Below are 22,572 nucleotides of genomic sequence, written 5' to 3' on the forward strand. Positions count from 1 at the left end.
CCTCTCAGGGTTGTTCTGTGCGGTGGCCCAGGGCTTCGCGGGCGAAGCGCAGGCTGATCACGGGCACGGCCTTGCCGGCTTCGTGGCGGGCCATCAGGTCGCGGGCCCACTGCTTCGGGTCGCGTTGCTGCTGTGTGTCGAACGCGGCTTTGGCGCGCTCCACCACGGCCTTGACCCGCGTGGAGTCGGGCTTGGGGGCTTCCAGCGGCAGGAAGGTCGGCGCTGGCGCGCGGCGGCACAGCGTGCGGAACTCCAGGACGTTCGGGCACTTCTCGGGCAGGTTGTCCAGCGCCCAGGCGATGTCCTGCAGCTTCGATCCGAAGCCGGCCAGCTCGTGGGCCCAGACCTCCCGCACGTCATCCAGCGGGGCGTTGCCCATGGCGCGGTCCCACACGGCGCCATAGGTGGCAGCCATGCGCTTGAACAGGCGATCGATGACGGCGGCGGGGATCATCGTTGCCACCCCAGCTGCTGCTGCTCGACCACGTCAACGGGCACCAGGTCGATCACGCTGCTGCCTTGGCGCGGCATGCGGTCGGGGTGCGTCTCCCCGGTCATCTGCTCCCATCGCCGCATGCCCTCCTCCCGGTCCTGCTGGGCAAAGGACTGCTGCTGCTGCCGGGCCGGCGCACGAGCCGCACCTTCGCGGTTGGCGTACCAGCCGGCGTTGAACCCCTGCCAACCAGCGGAGCAGCAGTAGGCGATGGCGTCGTTCAGCGAGATGCCCGCGTTCTTCGCCTCGGTTGCGATGCCCTCCAGAGCGATGTCGGTGAGCGGAGCGCGCTTGGCTTTGCGTTGGACCAGGAAGGCATTCCAGACTCGTTCGTCCACGTCAGCCGGCCGGGTCGCCTCGGTGGGGGTCGTGCTGCGCTTGCGCGGCGCCTTCTCCCCGGAAGGAGACGGAGACGGAGACGGAGACGGAGACGGAGACGGAGACGGAGACGGAGACGGAGACGGAGACGGAGACGGGGCAGAGCCAGATTCAGCATCTGGCATGCCAGTAGCAGATTCGGGCAGTGCCGGGGCATTGCTACTAGCAGTGCTACGAGCAGAATCTGGCAGTCCATCAGGCTCGCCATCGCCCTGTTTTGGCTGCTGAGATTTGCGCTCTGCGCTTGCTGGGTCTATGCGTGCCGCGTACTCGGGCATGAGGCGGGTAGCCTCAACGCGACCATGCTGGCGCACGAGCGCTGCCCACTTCGCCTTCTCGGAGCGCTTCTCGCTGCCAGCGGCCCATGGGTTGTGCTCGGACCAGTCGTGGATGCGGCGCTGCCCTTCCCCGCCATCCAGAAAGCGGACTTCGGCGAGCACGCGCACGAAGGCGCCCTCTTCCCCATCCCAGTCGATGGCCAGCTCGATGTCCTCGTCGGTCATGCCGGAGAGGTCACCGTCGCTGCGGTTGTCGGCTGCCCACAGGAACAGGCAGACGAGCTTCCAGGCCGCGCCGGCATCCAGGCGCCGGATCAGCTTCTTTGTCTTGGGATGCCCTGGCAACCCAGCAGATATGCGTGCGTCGGTTGCCATCTCAGACCTCAGTCGGCTCCCCGCCCTGCTGCGATTCCTGCAGCAACGGATTGATAGGCGCCAGGGCTACGGTCATAGTTGCCCTATGCCATTGCTCAGAAGCCCACGCCTCCAGGATCTCGTTGATGACCATGTTCCGGCTCGCGCTCGCGTCGGTGTGGCGGATGCGGTGGTTCACCTCGGCGTCAATGACGTCCATCGTGAATTTGCGGACCGTGGCGCGCAGGTCCGTGCGGTCCAGTTCAGGGTTGCGACTGCGCGCGAAGGCAGGCTGCTGTTGGTTCATTTCTCGGTCCTGGCTGTGGTGGTGGAGGACTGCGAAGCGGACGAATGGGACGTCAGCCGCAGGGAGCTGGATGCGTTGCTGTATGGGCTGGCGCGGCGGCGGGCGTAGCGGGATGGCACAGCTGTCCCCTACGCCTGCGGCTTGCGGGCATAGACCGATCCGAGGGAGAACAGGCAGGCCGCCTCCTCCTTGGTCAGGCGCAGCTCGGCCGCGCCCACCTCGATTACGAGACGGTCGTCAAGGTCGGTTATGGAGACGGCACGCGAGAGGCGCGTAAGGCCAGCGCTGCGAACCAGCTCGGCCGCCGTGTCGGCGCGGGCCTTCTCGATCGCGCCCAGCGAGGCCTGCTCGCGGCACTCCTGCTCTTCGGTGCGCGCCTCGACCGTGACGCCGTCGGCCGTGACGAAGGACTCGCCAGGGCGCAGGGTGATCGTGCGGCTATGCATGGCTCAACCCCTTGATTGCGGCCTGGTGCGCCGTCAGCGTCTGCATGGCAGCGTAGAAGTCCTGGCTGGCCTTTTTCTGGGCCAGCTCACTGCGGTGGAGACGTGCGCTGTGCAGGCGCTGCTGGTGCAGCAGCGGGCCAGGCCTCTTGGCGGTGCGGCTACGCATGGCCAGGCTCCTGGGCGGGGGCTGGCGCGGCGCTCGCGGTGTTGCGCAGGTAGGCCCAGTCCACATCAGCGCGGATGTCTTCGCAGCACACCGCGCGGCCCGACTCCCGTTCGATGGCAATGCACAAGCTCTCGCCCAGGCGCTGCCCTTTGCTGATGGCCTTGCGGAGGTAGCCCTCGCTCGTGTCGCAGCGCGCGACGAAGGCCTGACGGTCGGCCTTGGGCAGGCCGTTGAGGTAGGTGAGAAGTTTGTCCATGCCTTAATTCTTACCCACGGGTAAGATTAAAGCAATACCCATAGGCAATTTACCGATAGGTAAGCATCTGGTGGAATCGATGCATGGATAAGTACGAGCAACGCCGCAAGGCACTTCGTGCCCTGGTGGACGGGCTGGGGCGTGGCGGCATCAGCGCGGTCGCCCAAAAAATCGGCAAGGAGTCCAGCTATGTCTCACGCATGCTTTACCCGGAAGGGAAAAATGGCAAAAAGCGCATCGGAGAGGACACAGTTGAACTGCTTCAGAAGGCCTACCCGGAGTTCTTCAGGCACCTTGCATCAACAGCAGACGTGCAGTTGACCATGGCACTTGGTAAACGCATCCGACACTACAGAGAGAAAGCAGGTCTCACCTTGGAGGAGCTGTCGGAGCGCTCAGGTGTGGACGTCGGAACGATCTCCGCGCTGGAGAACCGGGACAGCAGCCGCTCCAAGTACGCAACCGCCATCGCAAGGGGTCTCGGGATGACGCTGGAAATGCTTGAGAAGGAGGGAGAGGACTTCGATGTGAAGACCTTGCTCACCGGGAGCATGGAGCCGGCGCCCGCCCCGGTTGGAGTTCCCCTGTACACGAGGGAAGCACCGCCTGACGGATACGTGCGCCTGCCCGTGATGGCCGAAGCCTCGGCGGGCGCCGGCAGAGCACCCTTGCTTGAGGCGGTTCGGCCAGTAGATGTGCTTGAGAGCTATATCCGGCAGAAGCTAAATGCCAACCCCAGAAACCTTGAAGTCCTTACAGCGCGCGGAAATAGCATGACCGGCCTTATTGAGGATGGCGACATCATGTTCGTGATGCCGACCAAGGAATTCACTGAGGACGGTATTTATATATTGACGCTTGACGAATTTGTGCGCGTCAAGCGTCTGAGCATTTCCATGGCATCAGGCAGCGTTGTCATTGAAAGCAACGACGGCCGTAGGCCAGAAGAAGTGCCGCTAAAAGAAGCCTCCTACCGCCTGCATATTCAAGGCAGGGTTGTCGGATCGTGGTCAATTCGCAGCTTCCCGTGAAGATTTTAATTCTCCAAACAGAAAGGATCAGTCATGGCTTTTGAGCGTCAGATCATGTGCATATCCAAGTCGGATCGAAAAGATGAGCATGAGAGAATTCGCCGTGTAGGGGGTGTATTGCCAGATGGGACTTCGTGGAATTGGGCGCTTGATGAGGCAATTCTTGCTGACCTTAGAGGCGACTACAAATTCTACGCAAGCGTAAATGGCAAGTCTGTTTGGGTCGATGTTGTGGAAAGTGCTGCCGGAAACAAATACCTAAAGACACGCGGTGATGGTCAGCATGAGAACAATCTACTCAGCCTTCCTGAATGTTGATGGTCTACTCATCAACTTTGGAGTTTGAAATGGTTGCAATGCACGCAACTCGTGTCTTGTAAGGATTCCTTGCTATGGAGTTTTCTCCATGGCAAGAGTACCCAGCGCCAATGGCCTGAGCGTTGGCGATAATCCACAGCCAGCGGTTTAGCTCCTCGATAGACACGTCAGAGACACCGAACCTTTCGTCCAAGGTCAGATACCAAAGCCCAGTCATCTTGTTCTCTATGACTTTGACGCGTGGCACCAGGAAGCCGTCAACCGCGACAGCCTGGCCCTCTTCCATTGGGGGCAAAATTTGCAACATCGCTTCTCTCCTGAGCCCGCCCAGAGCGGGCTTTTTCATGGACGCCCGGCGACATGCCTGGCTTGCCATCTTAAAAATACTGTACACGCATACAGCTATCGTGCATACTATCACTGTGTTTTCAACCAGTAACAGGAACGCACATGACCACCTCTTCCTCTTCCTTCCGCGTCACGCTCCAAGACTGCAACGGCATGAAGGCCGACGCCAAATCCAAGGCCGAGGCGCGCTTCGCCAAGGTTCTGGAGCGCAGCTTCACAAGCCCTGACGCCATGGCCCGCGCCTTCAAGCTGTTCAACGATGCAGCGGAAGGCGGCATCATCGGCAAGGCCAACGAGTCCATTGCCATCTCCTGGCAGAAGGCCTACGAGGCAGCCCGCCAAGCTGGACTTCAGGGCGTTACCACTGAAGAGGCCTATTTCGACGTGCGTCTCCACTGAGTCCCACCTACTCCAGCAGCCCGCCTTGAGCGGGCTTTTTTGCGCCCACCTGCGCGTGTCAGTGACCGGAATCCCATGCGTTCATCCGAGTGTAGAGAAAAATCTTACCTATGGGTATTGCAATCATTCTTACCCATGGGTAAGATGCATCCCAGCAGCCCACACAGCGCATCAGCGCCAGGGCAGTTCTGGGGAACGGTGATCGGACCAGCCCCTCCGCGGGTAGGCGCGGATTCAAAACCTGCCGGTGCGAAGGCTAGTAGCGCTCTGCCCCTGGATGGGATCAGGCAACGCGAACGAGATATGGCGCCGCATGTATGCCGGACTTGAGCCGGCAGCAGGCGAGCAACCGCTGCACTGCGAACCAGCCCCTGGGTCAAGAAAACGGGGGTGAGGCAAACAGGGTTGCCGAGAAAAGAAAAGCCCTGCGCGAAAGCGCTGACAGCTCGGAAAGAACGGGCACACCCATCCCGGACCAGATCCGGGAAAAAACGCAGCGTCTTGTCACCAGGGCGCTGCGTTTTTTTATGGCGAATCGGGGCGCCTTCTCCCCGCTCTCAAAGGAAAACCATGTCCGAGACCCAAGCGCAACTGGCCAAGCTGTCCGAGTTCGATTTCATCGTTGTTGTGGACGCCAGCGGCTCCATGACCACCGACGATGTGAAGGGCCGCACTCGCTGGCAGGCGGTGCAGGAAACCGCAGAGCAGTTCACCCGTGACCTGGCCAAGCTGGACAGCGATGGCATTGGCCTGGTGGTGTTCAACGGCCAGGCCGTCGATTCGTTCGATGGCGTGGATGCAGGCAAGCTGACCGAAGTGTTCGCGGCGCGCTCGCCCCGCAGTTCCACCCCGCTGGCCGAGGCTCTGACAGCCGCGCTCAAGCTGGCTGGCAAGTCCGACAAGAAGGATTTCATCATCGTCTTCACAGACGGCGTGCCCGATGACCGCACGGCTGCCGCCAAGGTGATCGTGGATGCCTCCAACAAGCTGCAGAGCGACGACGAACTGACCATCCTGTTCGTCCAGGTGGGCCACGACCGCGCCGCAACCGACTACCTCCGCGAGCTGGACGACAACCTCAAGGGCGCCAAGTTCGACATCGTGGACGCCAAGACCGTGGCCGAGGCCGAGTCCTTCGCCAGCACCGCCGACCTGGTGCTGGCCGCCATCGACGGCTGATCATGGTCGATCTCATCCTGCTGACGTTCTGCGTCGGCATGTTCGCCGCCGGCTTCTGGGCCGGCGCAAAGTTCAAGCGGCCCTCTGAAATGCTCAAGGCCGCCAAGGACTGGCTCAAGTAGAGCTACATCAACGCCCGCCCCGAGCGTCATCGGGGCAAACAAAAGAGGCTTCTCGATTCGGGAGGCCTTTTCTGTTTCCGCCACCACAGGATCTGCAGATGGACTACACGGATCGCTACTTCAGCGATTTCAACGGCCACCTCGAAGAACTGGACCGGCTGTACCCGATGCCGATCAAGGAATTCGAGCAGCGCTGGCCCGGCGTCCGGGGCTTTCGCAATGACAGCAGCAGGAAGTGGGCGGGCTGGTCAGAGAGTGGTGAACTGCTCCCCATGACGCACAAGCCCACCCAGAGCGGCCGGCTCACTTCCGAATGATTTTTGCCACCACCACAGGAGAGACCACCGTGAACCATTCCAACTCCCTCGCCAATATCGGCGCCGGCCCGGTGCCCCATGCCTATGACCTGCAGCGGGTCGCCGAAGCGGCTGCGCAAAAGGCACGCAGCGAAAGCGTCCAGATCGCCCCAGCCCCGCAGAGCCAGGTCGAAGCCGCCCTCAGCCAGGTCGACGCCGGCATGCAGGACCTGCAGAACACCATCAAGCGCATCTCCGGCCGGCTGGAGCCCGTGCTGTCGGCGGCCTGCGTCACTGCCGAGGGCGGAGCACAGAAGGCAGAGCCCGCATCCTCCACGCCGCTGGTGTGCCGGCTCAACGCCCTGGCCGCCCAGCTGCGCCAGGACTGCGCCGCCCTGCAGGACCTGGAGCTGCGCCTGGCGCTGTGATGGGGATGGCCGACACCGACCGCCACCAGCTGACGCCCACGCCCGTGCGCATTCCATCGGCCATCAAGGATGAGCTGCAGGCGCAGGCCAAGGCCGCCGGCCGCAGCCTCAATGCCGAGATCGTCCACCGCCTGGTCCAAACACTGGGCGAGGACTTCGCCGCAGAGCAGCCAGCTGCGCAGCCGGTGCTGGCCGAGATGCTGTCCCAGATGCGCGTGCAGACCGACTACCTGCGCGAGCTGGTGGTGCTGGCGAGCGCTGCCAATCCCGAGTGAGCGGATTGACAGCGGGATCGAAACGTCCCCGGCACGGCGCCGGGGCCATCATTGAAGCGGCGGCGTGGTGCGACGGAGACACGCAAAGAGGAATGAGTCGGACCTCAGAAATCCAACCGACAAAGGTAGGTAGGTGGCCGCAGACCGCTCTACAGCACAGGATGCTGTGAAGTCGAAACACCTTGCTGGAGTAGCGCCCAGCCCGCTTCAATGATGGCCAATCGTGACGGGTAGTTGCCCACCCGCAAGCGGTGAGAGTCCGCCAAACCGTTGTAGAGGGAAAGCCGGGGCGAATACGGCAGGCCATCTTCATTTTCTGGGGTGCTGCACTGATTCTTCGGTGCAGGTAAACGCGTCATGAACGCGGCCCCGCCACTTTCAGCCGCGCGCGCACCGGAGATGGATGCAAGCGATTTGCGCGCGAACACGGCTCCTTTTTTCCAGCCGGGCCCTGGGGGACTATCTCCTCCCTCCCCTTCGAACTCCCCAGGCGTGCCAGCAATGGCGCCGGCTTTTTCCACTGGCCCGCAGCTTCACCGCTACGGGCCTTTTTCATTGGCCTGCGGGCCGCAAGGAGGCTTCATGCAAGACAAGTACACCCCGGGCCCATGGGAAGCGATGGGAAGCTTGGTTCGTTCTCCTATGCACCAGCCAGAAGGTTTGCCACGTGGCGTGCAAATTGCCGAGTGTCGGGATGGCTATTTTCTGCCGCACACGCCAGAGGCAAAGGCCAACGCCCGCCTGATCGCCGCGGCGCCCGAGCTGCTGGAGGCGATGAAACGGCGCGTCAAGAATGCAGAGGAGCGCGCTTTTGAAGACTGGTTGGCGCGCGAACGTCCGAGTGGCGACGTTGAATCTGTTCAACGCCAATGGGAAGAAAGCTCGGATCTTGCGGATTTGCAAGACGAATGGGCTTCTGAGATTGCGCTGATCGCCAAGGCCACTGGGGGCACGCAATGAACGCCCGCCCCCAATGCCTTGCCTCGATGGCTGAGGCAGCCCACGCCAAGCGCCAGGGCGACGACGAGGCCGCCAGCGAGTTCTGGGCGGCGCAGGCCGAGCGCCAGATCCGCGCCGCGCTGGTGCTGCAGCAGCCCAGCGACTGGTTCGCCTGCCGCATCCCCGGACCGAACGGCGGCTGGTCGCCCGACGAGCTGCTGCTGCATGCCCTGGACTGTGACAACGAGCCTGTGCGCAGCGTGTTCGCCAAGGTGATGGTGGGCCAGGCCCAGGCATCCGAGCTGCACACCGCGCTGGTGGACTTCGCGCTCGAGCACTGCAGCGAGGGCGTGGCCATCGCCCTGGAGCAGGAGGCCCGCAATGCTAATTGACCCCGCCCAGGCCGCGCGCCACCCGGCCGTGGCCGAGTTCCTGATCGAGCAGCAGCAGGCCCGCATCGCAACGCTCGAAGCCGCGCTGCAGCGCCAATTCGCCGAGCCGATACCGCCCGATCTGGTGCGCGCCGCGCTCGCTCAACAACCCCAGGCGCTGGAGTTCAGCGCTGACGCTATCTGATTTTGGAGATACCCATGAAGAACCCTGAAGTTGCCGACCTGCGTGAGGCCTTGAGGCAGTTGCTCACGGACATGGTCATAGCCCAAGGAAATATGCGTTGTGCAGCGAAGCGCGATTCAACATGGGAGGGCTGTGCAGAAGCGATACAGCCGCGCGTGGATGCGGCAAGGTCGGTTCTCGAAAAGTATCCCGAGGCATCAGCAATATCGAAGGGGGACGTGGAAACCGTTTCACTCCCCGAAAAGGAGTGGAATGCCATGGCATTTTGGCTGGGGCGTTGCGAAGACAAGGGCCATCTTGAACGCTGCTCTGACCTTCTTGAGCCTTGGGAGCAGCTGCAGGCGGCCATCTTGGCAATGGACTCCAGGCGCTCCAACACTGCGCTATCTGAGGACACACCATGAACTGGCAACCGATTGAGACGGCTCCGAAGGACGGGGCCGAAGTCTGGGCATTCAACGGGGAGCAGGCCCGCATGGTCTGGCTGGAGGACGAGTTTTGCGCCCTGTGGGTATGGGGCGATGCCCTTCTCACGGAGGTAGACCCCTCCCCAGACCAGCCCACGCACTGGATGCCGCTGCCTGCGGCGCCAGGGGCTGAGCCTCAGGGGGTTGCAGTGGATGCTGATGGAGAGCGATATCGCTGGCTGTTCGGCGCGCGCACTGCTGAAGAACTGGCCGCGCTGACCGCGGATTCTGGGCCACCGCTGGACACGCCCCAGGACGTGGTCATGTGCGAGTTGATGACCAACTACGTCACCAAGGCCTACGCAGACGCAATGATCGACAGCGCCCGTGCAGACCAAACGGCGGCCGCAAAGGAGTCCCCATGACCCCGCCCATCCAACTCCCCCAGAACCCGCCCCTCCCGGCGGGTTTCGCTTTTCAGGAGCCACCGCAATGCAACGAGTGACCCCTTCCGAGCCCTTCAACCCCGATCCCGACGCCCGCTACCGCCGCACGCTGGCCGAAGCCTTCCCGTGCGATGCCCGGCAGGCAGTGGCCTTCTTCGACGTGTCGCGCCCGCCGCGCTACGGCCGCTGGCTCGCCGTGGTGCTGGCCGTGCTGGCCATCGTGGCCATGGCCGGCTGCAGCCAGGCCGAAGCGCAGCAGCCCCAGCCCACGGCGCAGGAGCAGCGCCTGGCGCGCGCCGCGACCCAGGCCTGCGAGGGCCTCACCCCTGTTTTCGAGAACGGCAGCCTGACCTGCCACAAGGAGATTCCATGAGCGAAGCAATCAAGGACGGAGGCCCCGTCCATCCGGTGCGCCTCCCGGTTCCTGGCGCGACCCATATCAGCGGCGACCCCATCCCGACCGAACTGCACACGGGCAAATCTCTGCGCGACGACTTCGCCGGACTGGCAATGCAGGCGTTCCTCGGTGGGCACATCGCTCACCACGGGCACGAAAGCCACTGGCCCTACGACGCGATGGCCAGCGAGGCCTACGACGTGGCCGATGCCATGCTGCGCGCCCGCGAGAAGGAACCGCCATGCCAGCACTGACCTACGAGCAGCTGGCCCAGCAGCTCCGCGAGACGACAGAGCAGCGCGACGAGCTGGCAACCCTGGTCCGCGAGGCAGGCGACAAGCTCAACCGCTGTTTGCCAGCTGGCGGCCAGTTCTGGCTGTCCAGACTGGCCCAGATCCTGCCGCAGGAGGTGGCTGAAGCATGAACGCCATCCTCCACCTCTTCCTCTGGCTCGGCCTGAGCGCCATGTGCGCTGGCCTGGCCGCACTCACTTCCGGCGCCTTCTGAGCGCCGTTTTCATTTCCACCACAGAGGTATTCATGAACAGCCTTGTCACCCAGGCCAGCGGCGGCCAGCTGCGCGCCGCCTCCCAATTCGACCTGAGCCCGCAGAACTTCGAGCAGGCCCTCACCTTCTCCAACTACCTCGCCGAGAGCGACATGGTGCCCAAGGATTTCAAGGGCAAGCCAGGCAACTGCCTGATCGCCATGCAGTGGGGTGCTGAACTGGGCCTCAAGCCGCTGCAGTCGCTGCAGAACTTGGCTGTGATCAACGGTCGACCTGCTCTCTGGGGCGATGCCGTTATCGCCCTTGTGCTGGCCAGCCCGGTCTGCGAGTACGTCAACGAGGATGACGACGGTCAGACGGCCTACTGCCGCGTCAAGCGCAAGGGTGGCGTCGAGCAGGTCCGCAGTTTCAGTATGGATGACGCCGCCAAGGCCGGCCTGTCGAGCAAGCAAGGCCCATGGTCCCAGTACCCCAAGCGCATGCGCCAGATGCGTGCCCGGGCCTTCGCGCTGCGCGACGTGTTCCCCGACGTGCTGCGCGGCATGCCGGTGGCCGAGGAGCTGCAGGACATGGCAGCCGCCGGGCAGCCGGCGGGCGAGCGCCACATGGGTCCGGTAGAAGTCGTCCAGCCCGAATGGCCTGCCGATCGCTGGGCCGCGGGCCTGGCCAAGTGGGCCGACGGCATTGCGAAGGGCAAGCCCATCGCTGACGTGCTGGCGTGGCTGGGCAGCAAGGGCAAGGTCACGGCCGAGCAGGAGCAGCAGCTGCGCGACGAGGTGGCCAAACGCCAGGGCACCAGCGCGGCGCCCGCGGGTGCTGCAGCGGCTGCCCCGGCCGCTGACGCCGACGGCGTGCTGGTGGTGGACGCCGCCAAGCTGGAGCAGGACCTGAAGGATGCCGCCGACCTGGACACGCTCTACAAGCACGGCTCCCTGCTGGACGCCGTGGAAGACCTGGCCGAACGCCAGCGCCTCACCGAAATCTTTGATGCCCGCGTGGCCGAACTGGAGCAGTCGTGAAGGTCAACTTTCACGACTACCTTTCCTATGAGCCCGAAACAGGCCGGCTTTCATGGAAATTCACTCGGGATGGTCGCGGTTGCATTGCAGGCTCTGAAGTTGGCAGCGTGAAGCACGATGGTCGCTATCGGAGCTTCGTGCTCCGATACCGGCGCTACTACGTGCACCGCGTTGCCTGGGAGCTTGTGAATGGCCCTATTCCTGAAGGCCTGTGCATTGATCACATTGACGGCAATGGCCTGAACAACCGGATTTCAAATCTTCGGGTGGTCAGCCTGTCGCTGAATCAGCGCAACCGCAAAACACCTAAGTCAAACAAGACAGGGATTCCAGGCGTTGTTCCTCATAGCGGCGGCTTCTCTGTGCACTGCGGCGGGAAATACATCAAGTTCAGCAAAGACTTTTTCGAGGCCTGCTGCATCCGGCGATCAGCAGAACTTCGCATGGGCTACCTATAGGGGAATCAAATGATCGTCACGAACCGCAAAACCCACCAAATCCAGCAAGGAAGCCCTGAGTGGCTGGCATTGCGTACAGGCTACCCTACCGCTTCCGAAGCGCCTGCAGCCCAAGGCGTCAGCCGCTACCAAACTCGTAGCGAACTCATCCGCCAAAAAGCCACGGGCATCACACCCGATCATGATGCTCATGCATTGCGCCGCTTTGCAGAAGGCCATGAGGCAGAAGCAGCGGCTAGGCCCATTGCCGAGGAATTCATTGGCGATGAGCTCTCCGCAGTAACGATGACTGCCGAGGTTGATGGCTTGCCGCTGCTGGCCAGCCTGGATGGTCTGGACTTCGACGGCACGATCTCCTGGGAGTGCAAGCTGTGGAATGAATCCTTGGCTGAGCAGGTGCGCACCAACAACTTGGCGCCCAACTACACGGTGCAGATGGACCAGCAACAGCTGGTGAGCGGCGCCAAGCGAACGCTGTTTACTTGCTCCGACGGAACGCCCGAGCGAACTGTCCACTGCTGGTACCAGTCGAACGATGAAAAGAAAGCGGCCATCGTGACGCATTGGCGCCAGCTGGCCCTGGAGGTGGCGGCCTATGCGCCGGGCGATACGCCCACGCCCGTGGTCGCCAAGCAGGCCGCCTCACTGCCGGCTGTGGTAGTGCGCGTCACTGGCTCAATTGAGGTTACCGACAACTTCGACGAGTTCGAACTGGCAGCCCGCGCCTTTCTGGAAACCAAGCTCATCCGCAAGCCCGAAACCGATCAGGACTTCGCCGATCTCGAGGCACAGATCAGGCAGATGAAGGCCGCTGAGGAAGCCCTGGATGCATCCGAAAGCCAGATGCTTGCCCAAGTTGCGCCCGTGTACTCCCGAAAACAGCGCAAGGATCTGCTGCATGCCCTGATACGTGACAACCGCCTCTTGTCCGAGAAGCTGCTCAAGACTGAGAAGGAAAGCCGCAAGGCCGAGATCGTGACCAGCGCCCAGGCCAACCTGGACCAGCACATCGCGACCCTGAACCAGCAGCGCCTGGGCGCCAACTGGATCCCGCGCGTGGCCGGCGGTTTCGCTGAAGCCATCCGGGGCAAGAAGTCGCTGGACAACATGCGGGATGCCATTGCGGTGGTGCTGACCAACGCCAAGGCCGACGCCAACGCGCTGGCCGGCCGGCTGGAAGCGAACCGCCAGCACCTGCGCCAGGACGACGGCGACTGGATCGCGCTGTTCGCGGACTTCGCGGCGGTGGGCGGCAAGGCGCCCGAGGACTTCCAGGCCCTGGCCGCGCTGCGTATCGGGCAGCACCGCCAGGCCGAAGCCAAGCGCCTGGAGGCCGAGCGCGAGCGGATCCGGCAGGAGGAAGAAGCCCGGGCCCAGCGTGCGGCGGCGGCAGAAGCCGCGCGCGTGGCCGCCGAGCAGGCACGCCAGCTTGAAGCCGACCGGGCCCGTATCCGCCAGGAAGAGCAGCAGCGCGCAGACGCCGAGGCCCGCGAGAAGCTGGCCCAGGCCAACGCCCAGGCGCAGGCCGGCATCGCCGAAGGCCGCGAGGCTGGCGCGCTGCCCGCCCCACTGCTGGACGACCTGAGCGCCACCGCCGCCCACGTGCACGACAGCGGCGTGGCAGCGCTGGACACGCAGCAGGCCATCAGCACGGCCCAGGCCAGCAGCGCAGCAGCGGCGCCCGCAGCCGAGGAGGTCGGCGCCACGATCACCCTGGGCCAGCTCAACGCTCTGCTGAAGGCGGAAAACCTGTCGGTCAAGGTTTCCGCCGAAACGCTGGACGACCAGGGACTGCCCTACCGAAAGGAGCGCGGCTCCGTCCTGGTGCTGGTCTCCGACGCCAAGCGCATGGCCCTGAAGCTGGCCCTGGGCTTCAAGAAATTCGCCGACGCGCTCACCGCGCCCGCCTGATCCCGGGCTCCGCCCACCGCCCCGATGCCAGCCTTCGCGCGGGCATTTCTTTTTCCACTTCGGCCGCCTGGCCATGAAAGCCCGGACATGAACCCCGCCCTCTTCTACGACACGGAAACCACCGGCCTGCCGCTCTTCAAGGAGCCAAGCGAACACCCCGACCAGCCCCACCTGGTACAGCTGGCCGCCAGCCTGGTGGACCTCGACACCCGCACGGTGTTCTCCAGCATCGATGTCATCGTCAGGCCAGATGGCTGGGTCATCCCCGACGACGTGGCCAAGATCCACGGCATCACCACCGAGAAGGCGCTGGACCTGGGCGTGCCCGAACGCGTTTGCTGGTGCCTTTGTGTTTTCCATCTCGCACTGCCCCTTTGCTGCGAAGCTTGTGGGACGTGCGTTCCGCCCACCAGTTGGGCATGCCGTCCGGAATTCGCCCCGACTCCGGCCCCACGCGCCATGCAGCTGCCATCTCCGTCTTCACGGACTTTGCCAACACGGGGCGGTCGGCCAGACCTTCAATGACGCCGTAGACGAAAGAGCGGCCCACCTCGGCCACGGATGTCGACTCCCGTCCCGAGATCGCATTGCGCAGACGCTGCTCGATGTTGCGGGCACCCCTGGCCTCCCGGTTGACCATGAGATACCGGGCGGCATAGTCGTCCACCAGCCTGGCCAATGTGTAAACCTGTGCAACCGGTTGCGCCAAAGCCTTGCGCGCCAGCTTTCGCTCGTCTGCTGGATCTCTTCCCTGCTCACGCAGGTCGCGTGCTGCCTGCCATTCGGCTGCAGCCTGGGCTGGCGACATGGCTGGCCACTGGCCAAGCTTGACCTGCTTGAGCTTTGCAGAATCCGCCAAGCTTCTGTAACGATAGGTCCATGATTTCGTGCTGGCAGTTGCTTCGAGCCCCAAGCCTGGGCAACCTTGTACGACAATGTGTTCGCCCTGCTTTAGGGCCTTTGCTGCACGCGCGTCAAATAACATCTGAAGCTACGCCTTGAATACCGGAAGAACCTACACAAAACCTATACCTAGCGGTGAAGTGCAGACGAGTCCAGGCAAGTGCAGATGATGCACCCAGGCCAGCGCAGGAATGGAATAAATCGTTTGCCGACAACATCTTGCGCGGCAAACCGGAGATAAATCAAAGGCTTATGACAGATTCACAGGCAATGAACATCATCATTCTTGACGACTACCAGGATGCCGTGCGCAAGCTGGACTGTGCTCGTCTGCTGGAGCCCTTCAACGCCAAGGTCTTCACCAATACCGTCAAGGGCGTGGGCCAGTTGTCGGTGCGGTTGCGCGATGCGGACATCATCGTGCTGACCCGCGAGCGCACGCAGATCAGCCGGCAGCTGCTGGAAAAGCTTCCGCGCCTGAAGCTGATCGCGCAGACCGGCAAGGCCGGCGCCCATATCGATGTTCAGGCCTGTACCGACCAGGGCGTTGCGATTGCCGAGGGCGTGGGTTCGCCCATTGCGCCGGCCGAGCTGACTTGGTCGCTGATCATGGCGGCCACGCGGCGGCTGCCGCAGTACATCGCCAACCTCAAGCACGGCGCATGGCAGCAATCGGGCTTCAAGGCTGCGTCCATGCCTGCGAATTTCGGACTGGGCAGCGTGTTGCACGGGCGCACGCTGGGCATCTGGGGCTATGGCCGCATTGGACGGCTGGTGGCGCACTACGGCCATGCCTTCGGCATGCAGGTTCTGGTCTGGGGCAGCGAAAGCTCGCGCCAGAAGGCGCAGGCCGATGGCTTCGCGGCGGCGGACTCGCGCGAGGCTTTCTTTGCCGAATCGGACGTGCTGTCCGTGCATCTGCGCCTGCATGAGGCCACACGCGGCATCGTCACGGCGCAGGATCTGGCACGCATGAAGCCCACCGCCCTGTTCGTGAACACCTCGCGCGCAGAGCTGGTGGAGGCCGATGCCCTGCTGGGCGCGCTCAACCGAGGCCGGCCGGGCCTGGCGGCCGTGGACGTGTTCGAGAGCGAGCCCATTCTCCAGGGCCATGCGCTGCTGCGGCTGGAAAACTGCATCTGTACGCCGCACATCGGCTACGTGGAGCAGGACAGCTACGAGCTGTACTTTCGCGCAGCCTTCGACAATGTGGTGAACTTCGTTGCGGGGCAGCCCAGCAACATCCTCAATCCCGAGGTGTTCTCAGGGCCGGCTCGCGCAGGCTGACGACCGGATCAGGCGGGGGCTGGCGTCTCACCCACCCCTCCACTCAACGGCCGCCCTGGCCCGAATCACCGCGTGCTGCAGTGGCGCGAAAGGCCAATTCATCGGCCACCGCCTCATAGACGGCCTGGCGCACGACGGATTCCACCTCCTCGCGCAGACGCACGACGATGGACCGTGTCTGCTGCTGAACCACGGTGGCAATGGCGTCGCGCAGGCGCTGGTCCAGCACCAGGTCCACACGCTGCATGAGGCGATGGACCAGATATTCCTCGGTGACCTGCTGCGCATGGCTGTCCCAGATGGACTCCATGGTGGGGGCTGCTGCCGGCATGGCGGGGGAAGCCGGCGTCGGCCCGGCAGCCGCCTCTGCCACGACGGCCTGCACCACCGGGGCCACCAGGTCGGCTGGGACCACTTCCCGGGCCGGTGCCATGTCGCCCGCTGAGGCCACACCTGCCGCACCTGCCGCATCAGCCACTTCGGCCAGACGGCCTTCCTGGGCCAGTTGCATTTCCACGGACGGGGCGCTGGGCGGCAGATAGTCCGAGAGCACGGGCTGCATTGCAGGCGTCGGCATTTCCTCGGGTGCAGCCTGCCCGGTGGTGACCATGGGCCGCTGGGGCTCCAGGTCCTGCGGCAGCGGCGGCAGGGACGCAGGCAGGGTGACCACGCCACGCCGTGGCGCCAGCATGCCTTCGCTGGCCCAGGGCGTCGCTTCGCCAGTCAGCGGCAGTTCGGACACCGGGGGGGACGGGGACTCGATCGCCTGAACCTGTGCCTGTGCCTGAGCCGGCACCTGCACCGCATCCACCGCAACGACATCGGTGAGCGTGGGAACAAAGCGCGGCGGGGTTTTGGAGGGAGGAGCGCTCATGGCTTACTCCTTGAGGACGAGGTCATGGCGCTTGATGGAAATGCCCTGGGCCGCATAGTGCCTCCAGCGCTGCCGGGCCAGGTGCCGGTCTTCCTCGTCGGTGGCGGAAACCACTTCGACGACACGCGCGAAGTGCTCGAATCCTTCGGGTACTTCGCCGCACAGGTTGACCAGCATGTCGTGGTGCGGCGCGCCGTCCAGTCGCTCCAGCAGCACGATGGGAGAGAAGGCCATGATGCCTGCCCCATCGCCTTCGCCGGCATGGGCCAGAAAGTCGGTGGGAGAGACACTCCACAGCCTGGGCGACAAGGCCTTGAGCAGCGGCGGCGCCCCCAGCACCACCAGTTGCGTGCGGTGCCTGAGCGCCTTGCGCGCCAGACGGCAGACGTAGGCCAGCTTGTCGGGCGCGTTGAAATGGAACGCCACTTCAGTCAAGCGATGCTCCCTTCAAACAGGCCCGGGCTGACGGGGACGATGCGCTCATGCCTGCTCCGGCTGGACAGCAACTGCAGCCTTGCGGCGGCCGGCAGATCCTGCCTTGGGTGGCGCAGGCTTCTTGGGTGCAGCAGCTCTATTGGGTGCGGCAGCCCTGGCCTGCGCCTTGCCGGCATCGATGCCGGCCAGCAGATAGTGCAGCAGCAGGCCCACCGGGCGGCCTGTACCGCCCTTGGCTGCGCCGCTCTTCCAGGCCGTGCCGGCAATATCCAGGTGGGCCCAGGGGATGTCGCCCACAAAGCGCTGCAGGAACTTGGCTGCCGTGACCGCGCCACCCGCGCGGCCAGCCACATTGCCCATGTCGGCGAAATTGCTCTTGAGGCCTTCGCCGTACTCCTCGTCCAGCGGCATGCGCCAGCAGGGGTCCAGCGCCGCATCGCCGGCCTGCTCCAGCGCGCGGGCCAGTTCGTCGCTGGGCGAGAACATGCCGCTGCGCAGCCCGCCCAGGGCGATGACGCAGGCGCCGGTCAGCGTGGCGATATCCACCATGGCGCGGGGCTTGAAGCGGGCGGCGTAGGTCAGCGCATCGCAGAGCACGAGGCGGCCTTCGGCATCGGTGTTGAGGATTTCTATGGTCTGGCCGCTCATGCTGGTGACCACGTCGCCCGGCTTGACGGCAGCGCCGCCGGGCATGTTCTCGGACGCAGGAATGAGGCCGACGACATTGACGGCCGGCTGCAGCCGGGACAGCGCATGGAACACGCCCAGCACGCTGGCGGCGCCGCCCATGTCGAACTTCATCTCGTCCATTTCAGCGGCAGGCTTGAGCGAGATGCCGCCGGTATCGAAAGTGATGCCCTTGCCGACCAGCACCACGGGCGCGGCGCCCTTGGTGCCGCCGTTGTAGTGCAGTTCGATGAAGCGCAGCGGCTGCTCCGATCCCTGGGCCACGGCCATGAAGGCGCCCATGCCGAGCTTGGCGACTTCGGCGGGGCCGTGGATCTTGCAGCTGATGCCGGGCAGCCTGGCCAGGGCGCGGGCCGCGTCAGCCAGCAAGGTGGGCGTGGCGTGGTTGGCGGGGCGATTGGCCCATTCGCGTGCCAGGGTCATGCCTTCGGCCTGGGCCACGGCGGTCTTGAAAGCGTCGGCAACGCCATTCTTGGCGCCCGCCTTGCCGGCTGCGGCAATCACCAGCTTCTTGAGCGCCACGGGCTTGGCCTGCGGCTTGGTGTGGGTATAGCTGTAGCAGGCATCGGCCGCCGCCAGAACGGCGGCCGCAACGGCAGGGCCTGCCGCATCGAAGCCAAAGCACAGCAAGGCCTTGCCAACGCCGGTCGCCTTGAGTGCGGCACCTGCGCCGGCCACGGCCTGGCGCACTTCCCGCGCCGAGCCGCTGCCCGTGCCCAGCAGCACGACGCGGCGGGCGGCGACGGCCGGCAGGCCGTACAGTGCCAGCTGTTTGCCGGCCGCCGTTTCGAAATCTCCGGCCTTGACCGCGTGTGCGACCAGGGTGGACAGCGCGTCGCTGCCCGTGACCGTGGCTTCGGTCACCAGCACCAACAACAGGTCACACTTTTCACGTACTGCTGCGGCAGTCGTCAACGGCTTCAGTTCAAAGTTCATAATCGGCGTTTTCCTTTCAGCCAATGTTATTCGATTCATCCATACGCAAAGAGCTGGCCCGCAGCTTCGGTGCCACGGTCGTGGTGCTGATCACGGTCGTCATGACCATGATGCTGATCCGCACGCTGGGCCAGGCTTACAAGGGCAATGTCAGCCCTTCCGACGTTCTGCTGGTCATGGGCTATACGGTGCTTGGCCAGTTGCCCACGATTTTGGGCCTGGGGCTTTTCGTGGCCGTGGTCGGCTCGCTGTCTCGCATGTACCGCGACAGCGAGATGGTGATCTGGTTCGCCGCAGGCCAGGGCCTGGCCAGCCTGCTGCGCCCGCTGCTGCGCTTTGCCTGGCCGGTGCTGGCCGTGATCGCCGTGCTGGGCCTGGGCATCCTGCCCTGGGCCAACCAGCAGATCGAGCAGATCAAGACCCAGTTCGAGCAACGCAGCGATATCGATCGCATCGCCCCCGGCGAGTTCCAGGAGTCTGCGGGCGGATCGCGCGTGTTCTTCATCGACAAGGACGTGCCCAGCGCCACCGCTGCCAACAATGTGTTCATCGTGGCCAATGAGCGCGGGCGCGAGTCCGTGACCTCGGCACGCGGCGCGCGGCTGGAAGTGATAAAGGGCGAGCGCATGGCCGTGCTCACCGATGGCCAGCGCATGGAGACGCAGACCAGCGACGGCTCGGTGAAGATCAGCGAATTCAAGGAGTACGGCACGCAGATCGGCAGCGGCAGCAACCTGGCGGCTGCTGAGGAAATGGCCGCGCGCAGCACCTACACGCATGAGCTGCTGCCGCGCACCGAACCCATCTACCGCGCCGAGCTGGGCTGGCGCATAGGCCTGCCGCTGGCGGCACTGAACTTTGTGATCCTGGGCCTGGCCGTGGCCAGCGTGAACCCGCGCGCTGGTGGCAGCGGCAGCCTCATGCTCGCGCTGTTCGCCTTCATCGTGTACTACAACCTGATGACGCTGGGCGAGAACTGGGTGGCCTCGGGCAAACTGAGCATGCCCGCCATGACGGCCCTGCTGCATGGTGGAACATTGCTGCTGGCACTGCTGGTGCTGTTGGCCCGGCACAAGCGCTGGTCGCCGCGCGACCTGTGGCGCAGGCCCTGCAAGCCGACTGCCCTGGACGACGCAAAGGCGGTGCCCTGATGAGAGTTCTGAGAAACCTGCTGTACCGCGACATCATCGCGGCCGTCAGCTATGTGACGCTGGCCTTCCTGGCGCTGTTCTTCTTCTTCGATCTGGTCGATGAGCTGCGCTGGGTCGGGCGCGGCGGCGACAACGGCTACCAGATCACGCACGCCCTGCTCTTCGTGGTGCTGCGCATCCCCAGCCACCTGTACGAGTTGATGCCCATCACCGTGCTGATCGGCACCATCTACGTGATGGCGCGCTTTGCCCAGAGTTCGGAGTTCACCATCATGCGTACCAGCGGCATGGGCCCCTGGCTGGCGCTGCGCACGCTGATGGTGCTGGGCCTGGGCTTTGTGCTGGCCACCTTCGGCACGGGCGACTACCTGGCGCCGGCGGCGGAGAACGCGGGCCAGAATATCCGCGCCATCCACCTGGCCCAGCTGTCACGCGGTGCCACGGGTGCCTGGCTGAAGGAGCGCCAGGGCGATCATTCCATCGCCATCAATGTGCGCGCCATCCGCGGGCCCGGCGATTTCTCCAATGTGCGCATCTTCGACTTTGACGGCCAGGGCCGCATCTCGGCCCAGATCCATGCACAGGCGGCACAGGTCAGCGAGGATGGCGAATCCTGGATGCTCCAGGACGTTGAGGCCAGTCGCCTGACGGCCAAGGCCGACGGAGGCATGGTGCTGCTGCGCGAGAAGAAGGACAGCCTGGCCTGGAAGACCGGCATCAGCGCCGAAATGGTCTCGGCCGCGCTGCTCAAGCCCGACCGCATGTCCACCATCTCGCTGTTCCAGTACGTGCGCCACCTGGAGGCCAACGGCCAGGCCGCGCAGAAGTACGAGATCGAGTTCTGGCGCAAGGTCTTCTATCCCATGAGTTGCCTGGTGATGGTGGTGCTGGCCCTGCCCTTCGCCTATCTGCACTTCCGCTCGGGCGGCATCGCGGCCTATGTGTTCGGCGGTGTGATGGCCGGCATCAGCTTCTTCCTGCTGAACAACGTGTTCGGCTACATCGGGACGCTGCAGACCTGGTCGCCCTGGCTGACGGCTGCGGCGCCGGGCCTGCTCTACAGCCTTCTTTCATTGACCGCCTTCACCTGGCTTGTGCTGCGCCGCTAGGACCGTTGCCATGCAAAACGAGACAACATCTGCCGGCAGGACCGGACTGATCCTGCTGGCACACGGCTCGCGCGACGCCTTGTGGCGCCAGCCCATCGAGGCCGTGCTGAAGGCCGTCCAGCAGACGCATCCCCAATCCCTGGCCGCCTGCGCCTACCTGGAAGCCTGTGCGCCCGACCTGCCCACCGCCGCGCGCGGACTGGTCGAGGCGGGCGCCACGCGCATCACCGTGCTGCCCCTGTTCCTGGGCACGGGCAAGCATGCGCGCGAGGACATCCCGAAGCTGGTGCAGGAGATCCGCGACACCCACCCGCAGGTGGCCGTGGACCTGGAGCCGGCCGTCGGCGAGCATCCACTTGTCACGGCCCTGCTGGCAGAGCTGGCGCTAGGGGCCATGGAACCTTCCGGCAGGCCAGGAGGCTGAAATAACGAATCGCTTCTTTATATAAATGCAGCATAATGGCGCGCTGCACCCAGCTGTCATCGCCATGAACCTGCACCAATTCCGATTCGTCCAAGAGGCGGCGCGCCGCAACCTCAACCTCACCGAGGCGGCCAAGGCCCTGCACACCTCGCAGCCCGGCGTCTCCAAGGCCATCATCGAGCTGGAGGAGGAGCTGGGCATCGACATCTTCGCGCGCCACGGCAAGCGCCTCAAGCGCATCACCGAGCCCGGCCTGGAGGTGCTCAAGAGCATTGAACTCATCATGCGCGAGATCGGCAACCTCAAGCGCATCGGCGAGCAGTACAGCGCCCAGGACAGCGGCACGCTGTCGATTGCCACCACCCACACCCAGGCCCGCTACGTGCTGCCGCCCGCCGTGGCACGGCTGCGCGACCTGTATCCCAAGGTCACCATCAGCCTGCACCAGGCCACGCCGGCCGAGGTGGCGCGCATGGTCATAGACGAAGTGGCCGACATCGGCATGGCCACCGAGTCCCTGGCCGACTATCCCGATCTCGTCACCCTGCCCTGCTACGAATGGCAGCATGTGCTGGTCATGCCCACGGGCCATCCGCTGGCGCAGAAAGAGCGCATCACGCTGGACGACATCGCCCATGAGTCGCTGATCACCTACCACCCCTCGTTCACCGGGCGCGGCAAGATCGACCAGGCCTTCGCCACGCGCCGGCTGCGTCCGCGCATCGTGCTGGAGGCCATTGACTCCGACGTGATCAAGACCTATGTGCGCCTGGGCCTGGGCATCGGCATCGTGGCCGAGATGGCCATGCGCGACGATCCGGTCAACGACCTCGTGGTGCGCCCCATGGGCCATCTGTTCGGCCAGAGCGTGGCGCGCGTGGCCATCAAGCGCGGCGCCTATCTGCGCAACTTCGTCTACCGATTCGCCGAACTGCTCAGCGACCGCCTGACGCGTGACCTGATCATGCGCGCCATGACCGGCCACGTGCACGACTACGAACTCTGATCCTCCGCCCCAACGGGCCCGTAGCG

The 22,572-nt window shown here is 64.4% G+C and carries 35 protein-coding genes; 23 read left to right on the top strand and 12 right to left on the bottom strand.

Annotated elements, in window-relative coordinates; genetic code table 11:
• Positions 1-4: 4 nt before the first annotated feature.
• The 6 genes from ACFPFG_RS02660 to ACFPFG_RS02685 all read right to left on the bottom strand — a co-directional run bounded on the left by ACFPFG_RS02660 (position 5) and on the right by ACFPFG_RS02685 (position 2,678).
• On the bottom strand, positions 5-463 hold the full coding sequence (locus tag ACFPFG_RS02660; protein WP_380104896.1) for a hypothetical protein: 459 nt from the start codon (positions 461-463) through the stop codon (positions 5-7).
• On the bottom strand, positions 451-1,494 hold the full coding sequence (locus ACFPFG_RS02665; RefSeq protein WP_380104898.1) for a hypothetical protein: 1,044 nt from the start codon (positions 1,492-1,494) through the stop codon (positions 451-453). The genes ACFPFG_RS02660 and ACFPFG_RS02665 overlap by 13 nt, the downstream gene beginning before the upstream one ends.
• 31 nt (positions 1,495-1,525) lie before the next feature.
• Complete coding sequence (locus tag ACFPFG_RS02670) at positions 1,526-1,810, bottom strand: hypothetical protein (protein ID WP_380104900.1); 285 nt, start codon at positions 1,808-1,810, stop codon at positions 1,526-1,528.
• Positions 1,811-1,938: 128 nt separating this feature from the next.
• Positions 1,939-2,256, bottom strand: a complete 318-nt coding sequence (locus tag ACFPFG_RS02675; protein ID WP_380104902.1) for a hypothetical protein — start codon at positions 2,254-2,256, stop codon at positions 1,939-1,941.
• Positions 2,249-2,422, bottom strand: coding sequence for a hypothetical protein (locus ACFPFG_RS02680; RefSeq protein WP_380104904.1), 174 nt, complete (start codon positions 2,420-2,422; stop codon positions 2,249-2,251). The genes ACFPFG_RS02675 and ACFPFG_RS02680 overlap by 8 nt, the downstream gene beginning before the upstream one ends.
• Positions 2,415-2,678, bottom strand: a complete 264-nt coding sequence (locus tag ACFPFG_RS02685; protein ID WP_310636048.1) for a transcriptional regulator — start codon at positions 2,676-2,678, stop codon at positions 2,415-2,417. The genes ACFPFG_RS02680 and ACFPFG_RS02685 overlap by 8 nt, the downstream gene beginning before the upstream one ends.
• An 83-nt stretch (positions 2,679-2,761) precedes the next feature.
• Here ACFPFG_RS02685 and ACFPFG_RS02690 point away from each other — a divergent pair, with 83 nt between their 5' ends.
• Both ACFPFG_RS02690 and ACFPFG_RS02695 read left to right on the top strand, forming a co-directional pair.
• On the top strand, positions 2,762-3,709 hold the full coding sequence (locus ACFPFG_RS02690; protein WP_310636049.1) for an XRE family transcriptional regulator: 948 nt from the start codon (positions 2,762-2,764) through the stop codon (positions 3,707-3,709).
• 33 nt (positions 3,710-3,742) lie between these two features.
• Positions 3,743-4,027, top strand: a complete 285-nt coding sequence (locus ACFPFG_RS02695; protein ID WP_310636050.1) for a DUF3892 domain-containing protein — start codon at positions 3,743-3,745, stop codon at positions 4,025-4,027.
• A gap of 4 nt (positions 4,028-4,031) precedes the next feature.
• On the opposite strand, the gene ACFPFG_RS02700 is transcribed toward ACFPFG_RS02695, so the two are convergent.
• Entirely contained in the window at positions 4,032-4,373 is a 342-nt protein-coding gene (locus ACFPFG_RS02700; RefSeq protein WP_310636051.1) for a hypothetical protein, read from the bottom strand.
• Between the two features lie 104 nt (positions 4,374-4,477).
• Here ACFPFG_RS02700 and ACFPFG_RS02705 point away from each other — a divergent pair, with 104 nt between their 5' ends.
• The 5 genes from ACFPFG_RS02705 (at position 4,478) to ACFPFG_RS02725 (ending at position 7,074) form a co-directional block, all read left to right on the top strand.
• On the top strand, positions 4,478-4,774 hold the full coding sequence (locus ACFPFG_RS02705) for a hypothetical protein (RefSeq protein WP_280065072.1): 297 nt from the start codon (positions 4,478-4,480) through the stop codon (positions 4,772-4,774).
• A 570-nt stretch (positions 4,775-5,344) separates the two neighbouring features.
• Positions 5,345-5,953, top strand: a complete 609-nt coding sequence (locus ACFPFG_RS02710) for a VWA domain-containing protein (RefSeq protein ID WP_141829186.1) — start codon at positions 5,345-5,347, stop codon at positions 5,951-5,953.
• A 220-nt stretch (positions 5,954-6,173) separates the two neighbouring features.
• Positions 6,174-6,392, top strand: coding sequence for a hypothetical protein (locus ACFPFG_RS02715; protein WP_380104908.1), 219 nt, complete (start codon positions 6,174-6,176; stop codon positions 6,390-6,392).
• 29 nt (positions 6,393-6,421) lie between these two features.
• The gene (locus ACFPFG_RS02720; RefSeq protein ID WP_380104910.1) at positions 6,422-6,799 is read left to right on the top strand and encodes a hypothetical protein; all 378 of its coding nucleotides are present in this window, start codon (positions 6,422-6,424) and stop codon (positions 6,797-6,799) included.
• A 5-nt stretch (positions 6,800-6,804) separates the two neighbouring features.
• Complete coding sequence (locus ACFPFG_RS02725; protein WP_380104912.1) at positions 6,805-7,074, top strand: Arc family DNA-binding protein; 270 nt, start codon at positions 6,805-6,807, stop codon at positions 7,072-7,074.
• A gap of 149 nt (positions 7,075-7,223) precedes the next feature.
• Here ACFPFG_RS02725 and ACFPFG_RS02730 read toward each other — a convergent pair whose 3' ends face one another.
• Entirely contained in the window at positions 7,224-7,502 is a 279-nt protein-coding gene (locus ACFPFG_RS02730) for a hypothetical protein (protein ID WP_380104914.1), read from the bottom strand.
• Between the two features lie 154 nt (positions 7,503-7,656).
• On the opposite strand from ACFPFG_RS02730, the gene ACFPFG_RS02735 reads away from it, so the two are divergent.
• The 11 genes from ACFPFG_RS02735 (at position 7,657) to ACFPFG_RS02785 (ending at position 13,734) form a co-directional block, all read left to right on the top strand.
• A complete protein-coding gene (locus ACFPFG_RS02735) occupies positions 7,657-8,034 on the top strand; it encodes a hypothetical protein (protein ID WP_312374910.1) in 378 nt (125 codons plus the stop codon).
• Positions 8,031-8,405 carry a hypothetical protein gene (locus tag ACFPFG_RS02740; protein WP_380104916.1) on the top strand — a complete coding sequence of 125 codons (375 nt, stop codon included), beginning with the start codon at positions 8,031-8,033 and terminating at the stop codon, positions 8,403-8,405. Before ACFPFG_RS02735 ends, ACFPFG_RS02740 begins: the two co-directional genes overlap by 4 nt.
• Positions 8,395-8,589, top strand: a complete 195-nt coding sequence (locus tag ACFPFG_RS02745; RefSeq protein WP_380104918.1) for a hypothetical protein — start codon at positions 8,395-8,397, stop codon at positions 8,587-8,589. The genes ACFPFG_RS02740 and ACFPFG_RS02745 overlap by 11 nt, the downstream gene beginning before the upstream one ends.
• 14 nt (positions 8,590-8,603) lie before the next feature.
• Complete coding sequence (locus ACFPFG_RS02750) at positions 8,604-8,993, top strand: hypothetical protein (RefSeq protein WP_380104920.1); 390 nt, start codon at positions 8,604-8,606, stop codon at positions 8,991-8,993.
• Positions 8,990-9,421, top strand: coding sequence for a DUF551 domain-containing protein (locus ACFPFG_RS02755; protein WP_380104922.1), 432 nt, complete (start codon positions 8,990-8,992; stop codon positions 9,419-9,421). The genes ACFPFG_RS02750 and ACFPFG_RS02755 overlap by 4 nt, the downstream gene beginning before the upstream one ends.
• Positions 9,422-9,488: 67 nt before the next feature.
• Positions 9,489-9,815 (top strand): hypothetical protein, encoded by a 327-nt coding sequence (locus tag ACFPFG_RS02760; RefSeq protein ID WP_380104924.1) that lies wholly within the window; start codon positions 9,489-9,491, stop codon positions 9,813-9,815.
• Complete coding sequence (locus ACFPFG_RS02765) at positions 9,812-10,093, top strand: hypothetical protein (protein WP_380104926.1); 282 nt, start codon at positions 9,812-9,814, stop codon at positions 10,091-10,093. Before ACFPFG_RS02760 ends, ACFPFG_RS02765 begins: the two co-directional genes overlap by 4 nt.
• Positions 10,081-10,263 (top strand): hypothetical protein, encoded by a 183-nt coding sequence (locus ACFPFG_RS02770; RefSeq protein ID WP_380104928.1) that lies wholly within the window; start codon positions 10,081-10,083, stop codon positions 10,261-10,263. Before ACFPFG_RS02765 ends, ACFPFG_RS02770 begins: the two co-directional genes overlap by 13 nt.
• Positions 10,264-10,378: 115 nt before the next feature.
• Positions 10,379-11,365: a recombinase RecT gene (locus ACFPFG_RS02775; protein ID WP_380104930.1), complete on the top strand. Its 987-nt coding sequence runs from the start codon at positions 10,379-10,381 to the stop codon at positions 11,363-11,365.
• A complete protein-coding gene (locus tag ACFPFG_RS02780) occupies positions 11,362-11,823 on the top strand; it encodes an HNH endonuclease signature motif containing protein (protein WP_380104931.1) in 462 nt (153 codons plus the stop codon). Before ACFPFG_RS02775 ends, ACFPFG_RS02780 begins: the two co-directional genes overlap by 4 nt.
• A gap of 9 nt (positions 11,824-11,832) precedes the next feature.
• Positions 11,833-13,734: a YqaJ viral recombinase family protein gene (locus ACFPFG_RS02785; RefSeq protein WP_380104933.1), complete on the top strand. Its 1,902-nt coding sequence runs from the start codon at positions 11,833-11,835 to the stop codon at positions 13,732-13,734.
• A gap of 292 nt (positions 13,735-14,026) precedes the next feature.
• On the opposite strand, the gene ACFPFG_RS02790 is transcribed toward ACFPFG_RS02785, so the two are convergent.
• Positions 14,027-14,719, bottom strand: coding sequence for an integrase arm-type DNA-binding domain-containing protein (locus tag ACFPFG_RS02790; protein WP_312379294.1), 693 nt, complete (start codon positions 14,717-14,719; stop codon positions 14,027-14,029).
• A gap of 188 nt (positions 14,720-14,907) precedes the next feature.
• Here ACFPFG_RS02790 and ACFPFG_RS02795 point away from each other — a divergent pair, with 188 nt between their 5' ends.
• Complete coding sequence (locus ACFPFG_RS02795; RefSeq protein ID WP_183017897.1) at positions 14,908-15,924, top strand: D-2-hydroxyacid dehydrogenase family protein; 1,017 nt, start codon at positions 14,908-14,910, stop codon at positions 15,922-15,924.
• Positions 15,925-15,967: 43 nt separating this feature from the next.
• On the opposite strand, the gene ACFPFG_RS02800 is transcribed toward ACFPFG_RS02795, so the two are convergent.
• Genes ACFPFG_RS02800 through ACFPFG_RS02810 form a run of 3 tightly spaced genes read right to left on the bottom strand, consistent with a single transcriptional unit; the run spans position 15,968 to position 18,856 of the window.
• Positions 15,968-16,798 carry a hypothetical protein gene (locus ACFPFG_RS02800; protein WP_380104935.1) on the bottom strand — a complete coding sequence of 277 codons (831 nt, stop codon included), beginning with the start codon at positions 16,796-16,798 and terminating at the stop codon, positions 15,968-15,970.
• A 3-nt stretch (positions 16,799-16,801) separates the two neighbouring features.
• Positions 16,802-17,233: a DNA polymerase III subunit chi gene (locus ACFPFG_RS02805; RefSeq protein WP_183017895.1), complete on the bottom strand. Its 432-nt coding sequence runs from the start codon at positions 17,231-17,233 to the stop codon at positions 16,802-16,804.
• 45 nt (positions 17,234-17,278) lie between these two features.
• On the bottom strand, positions 17,279-18,856 hold the full coding sequence (locus ACFPFG_RS02810) for a leucyl aminopeptidase (protein ID WP_380104937.1): 1,578 nt from the start codon (positions 18,854-18,856) through the stop codon (positions 17,279-17,281).
• A 23-nt stretch (positions 18,857-18,879) separates the two neighbouring features.
• On the opposite strand from ACFPFG_RS02810, the gene lptF reads away from it, so the two are divergent.
• The 4 genes from lptF (at position 18,880) to ACFPFG_RS02830 (ending at position 22,546) form a co-directional block, all read left to right on the top strand.
• Positions 18,880-20,007 (top strand): LPS export ABC transporter permease LptF, encoded by a 1,128-nt coding sequence (lptF, locus tag ACFPFG_RS02815; protein ID WP_197956371.1) that lies wholly within the window; start codon positions 18,880-18,882, stop codon positions 20,005-20,007.
• Positions 20,007-21,116 carry an LPS export ABC transporter permease LptG gene (gene lptG / locus ACFPFG_RS02820; RefSeq protein WP_183017892.1) on the top strand — a complete coding sequence of 370 codons (1,110 nt, stop codon included), beginning with the start codon at positions 20,007-20,009 and terminating at the stop codon, positions 21,114-21,116. Before lptF ends, lptG begins: the two co-directional genes overlap by 1 nt.
• Positions 21,117-21,126: 10 nt before the next feature.
• A complete protein-coding gene (locus tag ACFPFG_RS02825) occupies positions 21,127-21,540 on the top strand; it encodes a sirohydrochlorin chelatase (RefSeq protein ID WP_312379291.1) in 414 nt (137 codons plus the stop codon).
• Between the two features lie 64 nt (positions 21,541-21,604).
• Entirely contained in the window at positions 21,605-22,546 is a 942-nt protein-coding gene (locus tag ACFPFG_RS02830) for a CysB family HTH-type transcriptional regulator (protein ID WP_183017890.1), read from the top strand.
• The last annotated feature ends 26 nt before the right edge of the window (positions 22,547-22,572 follow it).

Source organism: Delftia deserti, from assembly GCF_042653485.1.
GTDB lineage: Bacteria > Pseudomonadota > Gammaproteobacteria > Burkholderiales > Burkholderiaceae_C > Comamonas > Comamonas acidovorans.

Coding starts and splice junctions, on each gene's coding strand:
- ACFPFG_RS02670 (WP_380104900.1), bottom strand. CDS start 1,810: ATGAACCAACAGCAGCCTGCCTTCGCGCGCAGTCGCAACCCTGAACTG.
- ACFPFG_RS02675 (WP_380104902.1), bottom strand. CDS start 2,256: ATGCATAGCCGCACGATCACCCTGCGCCCTGGCGAGTCCTTCGTCACG.
- ACFPFG_RS02680 (WP_380104904.1), bottom strand. CDS start 2,422: ATGCGTAGCCGCACCGCCAAGAGGCCTGGCCCGCTGCTGCACCAGCAG.
- ACFPFG_RS02685 (WP_310636048.1), bottom strand. CDS start 2,678: ATGGACAAACTTCTCACCTACCTCAACGGCCTGCCCAAGGCCGACCGT.
- ACFPFG_RS02690 (WP_310636049.1), top strand. CDS start 2,762: ATGGATAAGTACGAGCAACGCCGCAAGGCACTTCGTGCCCTGGTGGAC.
- ACFPFG_RS02695 (WP_310636050.1), top strand. CDS start 3,743: ATGGCTTTTGAGCGTCAGATCATGTGCATATCCAAGTCGGATCGAAAA.
- ACFPFG_RS02700 (WP_310636051.1), bottom strand. CDS start 4,373: ATGAAAAAGCCCGCTCTGGGCGGGCTCAGGAGAGAAGCGATGTTGCAA.
- ACFPFG_RS02705 (WP_280065072.1), top strand. CDS start 4,478: ATGACCACCTCTTCCTCTTCCTTCCGCGTCACGCTCCAAGACTGCAAC.
- ACFPFG_RS02710 (WP_141829186.1), top strand. CDS start 5,345: ATGTCCGAGACCCAAGCGCAACTGGCCAAGCTGTCCGAGTTCGATTTC.
- ACFPFG_RS02715 (WP_380104908.1), top strand. CDS start 6,174: ATGGACTACACGGATCGCTACTTCAGCGATTTCAACGGCCACCTCGAA.
- ACFPFG_RS02725 (WP_380104912.1), top strand. CDS start 6,805: ATGGCCGACACCGACCGCCACCAGCTGACGCCCACGCCCGTGCGCATT.
- ACFPFG_RS02735 (WP_312374910.1), top strand. CDS start 7,657: ATGCAAGACAAGTACACCCCGGGCCCATGGGAAGCGATGGGAAGCTTG.
- ACFPFG_RS02740 (WP_380104916.1), top strand. CDS start 8,031: ATGAACGCCCGCCCCCAATGCCTTGCCTCGATGGCTGAGGCAGCCCAC.
- ACFPFG_RS02745 (WP_380104918.1), top strand. CDS start 8,395: ATGCTAATTGACCCCGCCCAGGCCGCGCGCCACCCGGCCGTGGCCGAG.
- ACFPFG_RS02750 (WP_380104920.1), top strand. CDS start 8,604: ATGAAGAACCCTGAAGTTGCCGACCTGCGTGAGGCCTTGAGGCAGTTG.
- ACFPFG_RS02755 (WP_380104922.1), top strand. CDS start 8,990: ATGAACTGGCAACCGATTGAGACGGCTCCGAAGGACGGGGCCGAAGTC.
- ACFPFG_RS02760 (WP_380104924.1), top strand. CDS start 9,489: ATGCAACGAGTGACCCCTTCCGAGCCCTTCAACCCCGATCCCGACGCC.
- ACFPFG_RS02765 (WP_380104926.1), top strand. CDS start 9,812: ATGAGCGAAGCAATCAAGGACGGAGGCCCCGTCCATCCGGTGCGCCTC.
- ACFPFG_RS02770 (WP_380104928.1), top strand. CDS start 10,081: ATGCCAGCACTGACCTACGAGCAGCTGGCCCAGCAGCTCCGCGAGACG.
- ACFPFG_RS02775 (WP_380104930.1), top strand. CDS start 10,379: ATGAACAGCCTTGTCACCCAGGCCAGCGGCGGCCAGCTGCGCGCCGCC.
- ACFPFG_RS02785 (WP_380104933.1), top strand. CDS start 11,833: ATGATCGTCACGAACCGCAAAACCCACCAAATCCAGCAAGGAAGCCCT.
- ACFPFG_RS02790 (WP_312379294.1), bottom strand. CDS start 14,719: ATGTTATTTGACGCGCGTGCAGCAAAGGCCCTAAAGCAGGGCGAACAC.
- ACFPFG_RS02795 (WP_183017897.1), top strand. CDS start 14,908: ATGAACATCATCATTCTTGACGACTACCAGGATGCCGTGCGCAAGCTG.
- ACFPFG_RS02800 (WP_380104935.1), bottom strand. CDS start 16,798: ATGAGCGCTCCTCCCTCCAAAACCCCGCCGCGCTTTGTTCCCACGCTC.
- ACFPFG_RS02810 (WP_380104937.1), bottom strand. CDS start 18,856: ATGAACTTTGAACTGAAGCCGTTGACGACTGCCGCAGCAGTACGTGAA.
- lptF (WP_197956371.1), top strand. CDS start 18,880: ATGTTATTCGATTCATCCATACGCAAAGAGCTGGCCCGCAGCTTCGGT.
- lptG (WP_183017892.1), top strand. CDS start 20,007: ATGAGAGTTCTGAGAAACCTGCTGTACCGCGACATCATCGCGGCCGTC.
- ACFPFG_RS02825 (WP_312379291.1), top strand. CDS start 21,127: ATGCAAAACGAGACAACATCTGCCGGCAGGACCGGACTGATCCTGCTG.
- ACFPFG_RS02830 (WP_183017890.1), top strand. CDS start 21,605: ATGAACCTGCACCAATTCCGATTCGTCCAAGAGGCGGCGCGCCGCAAC.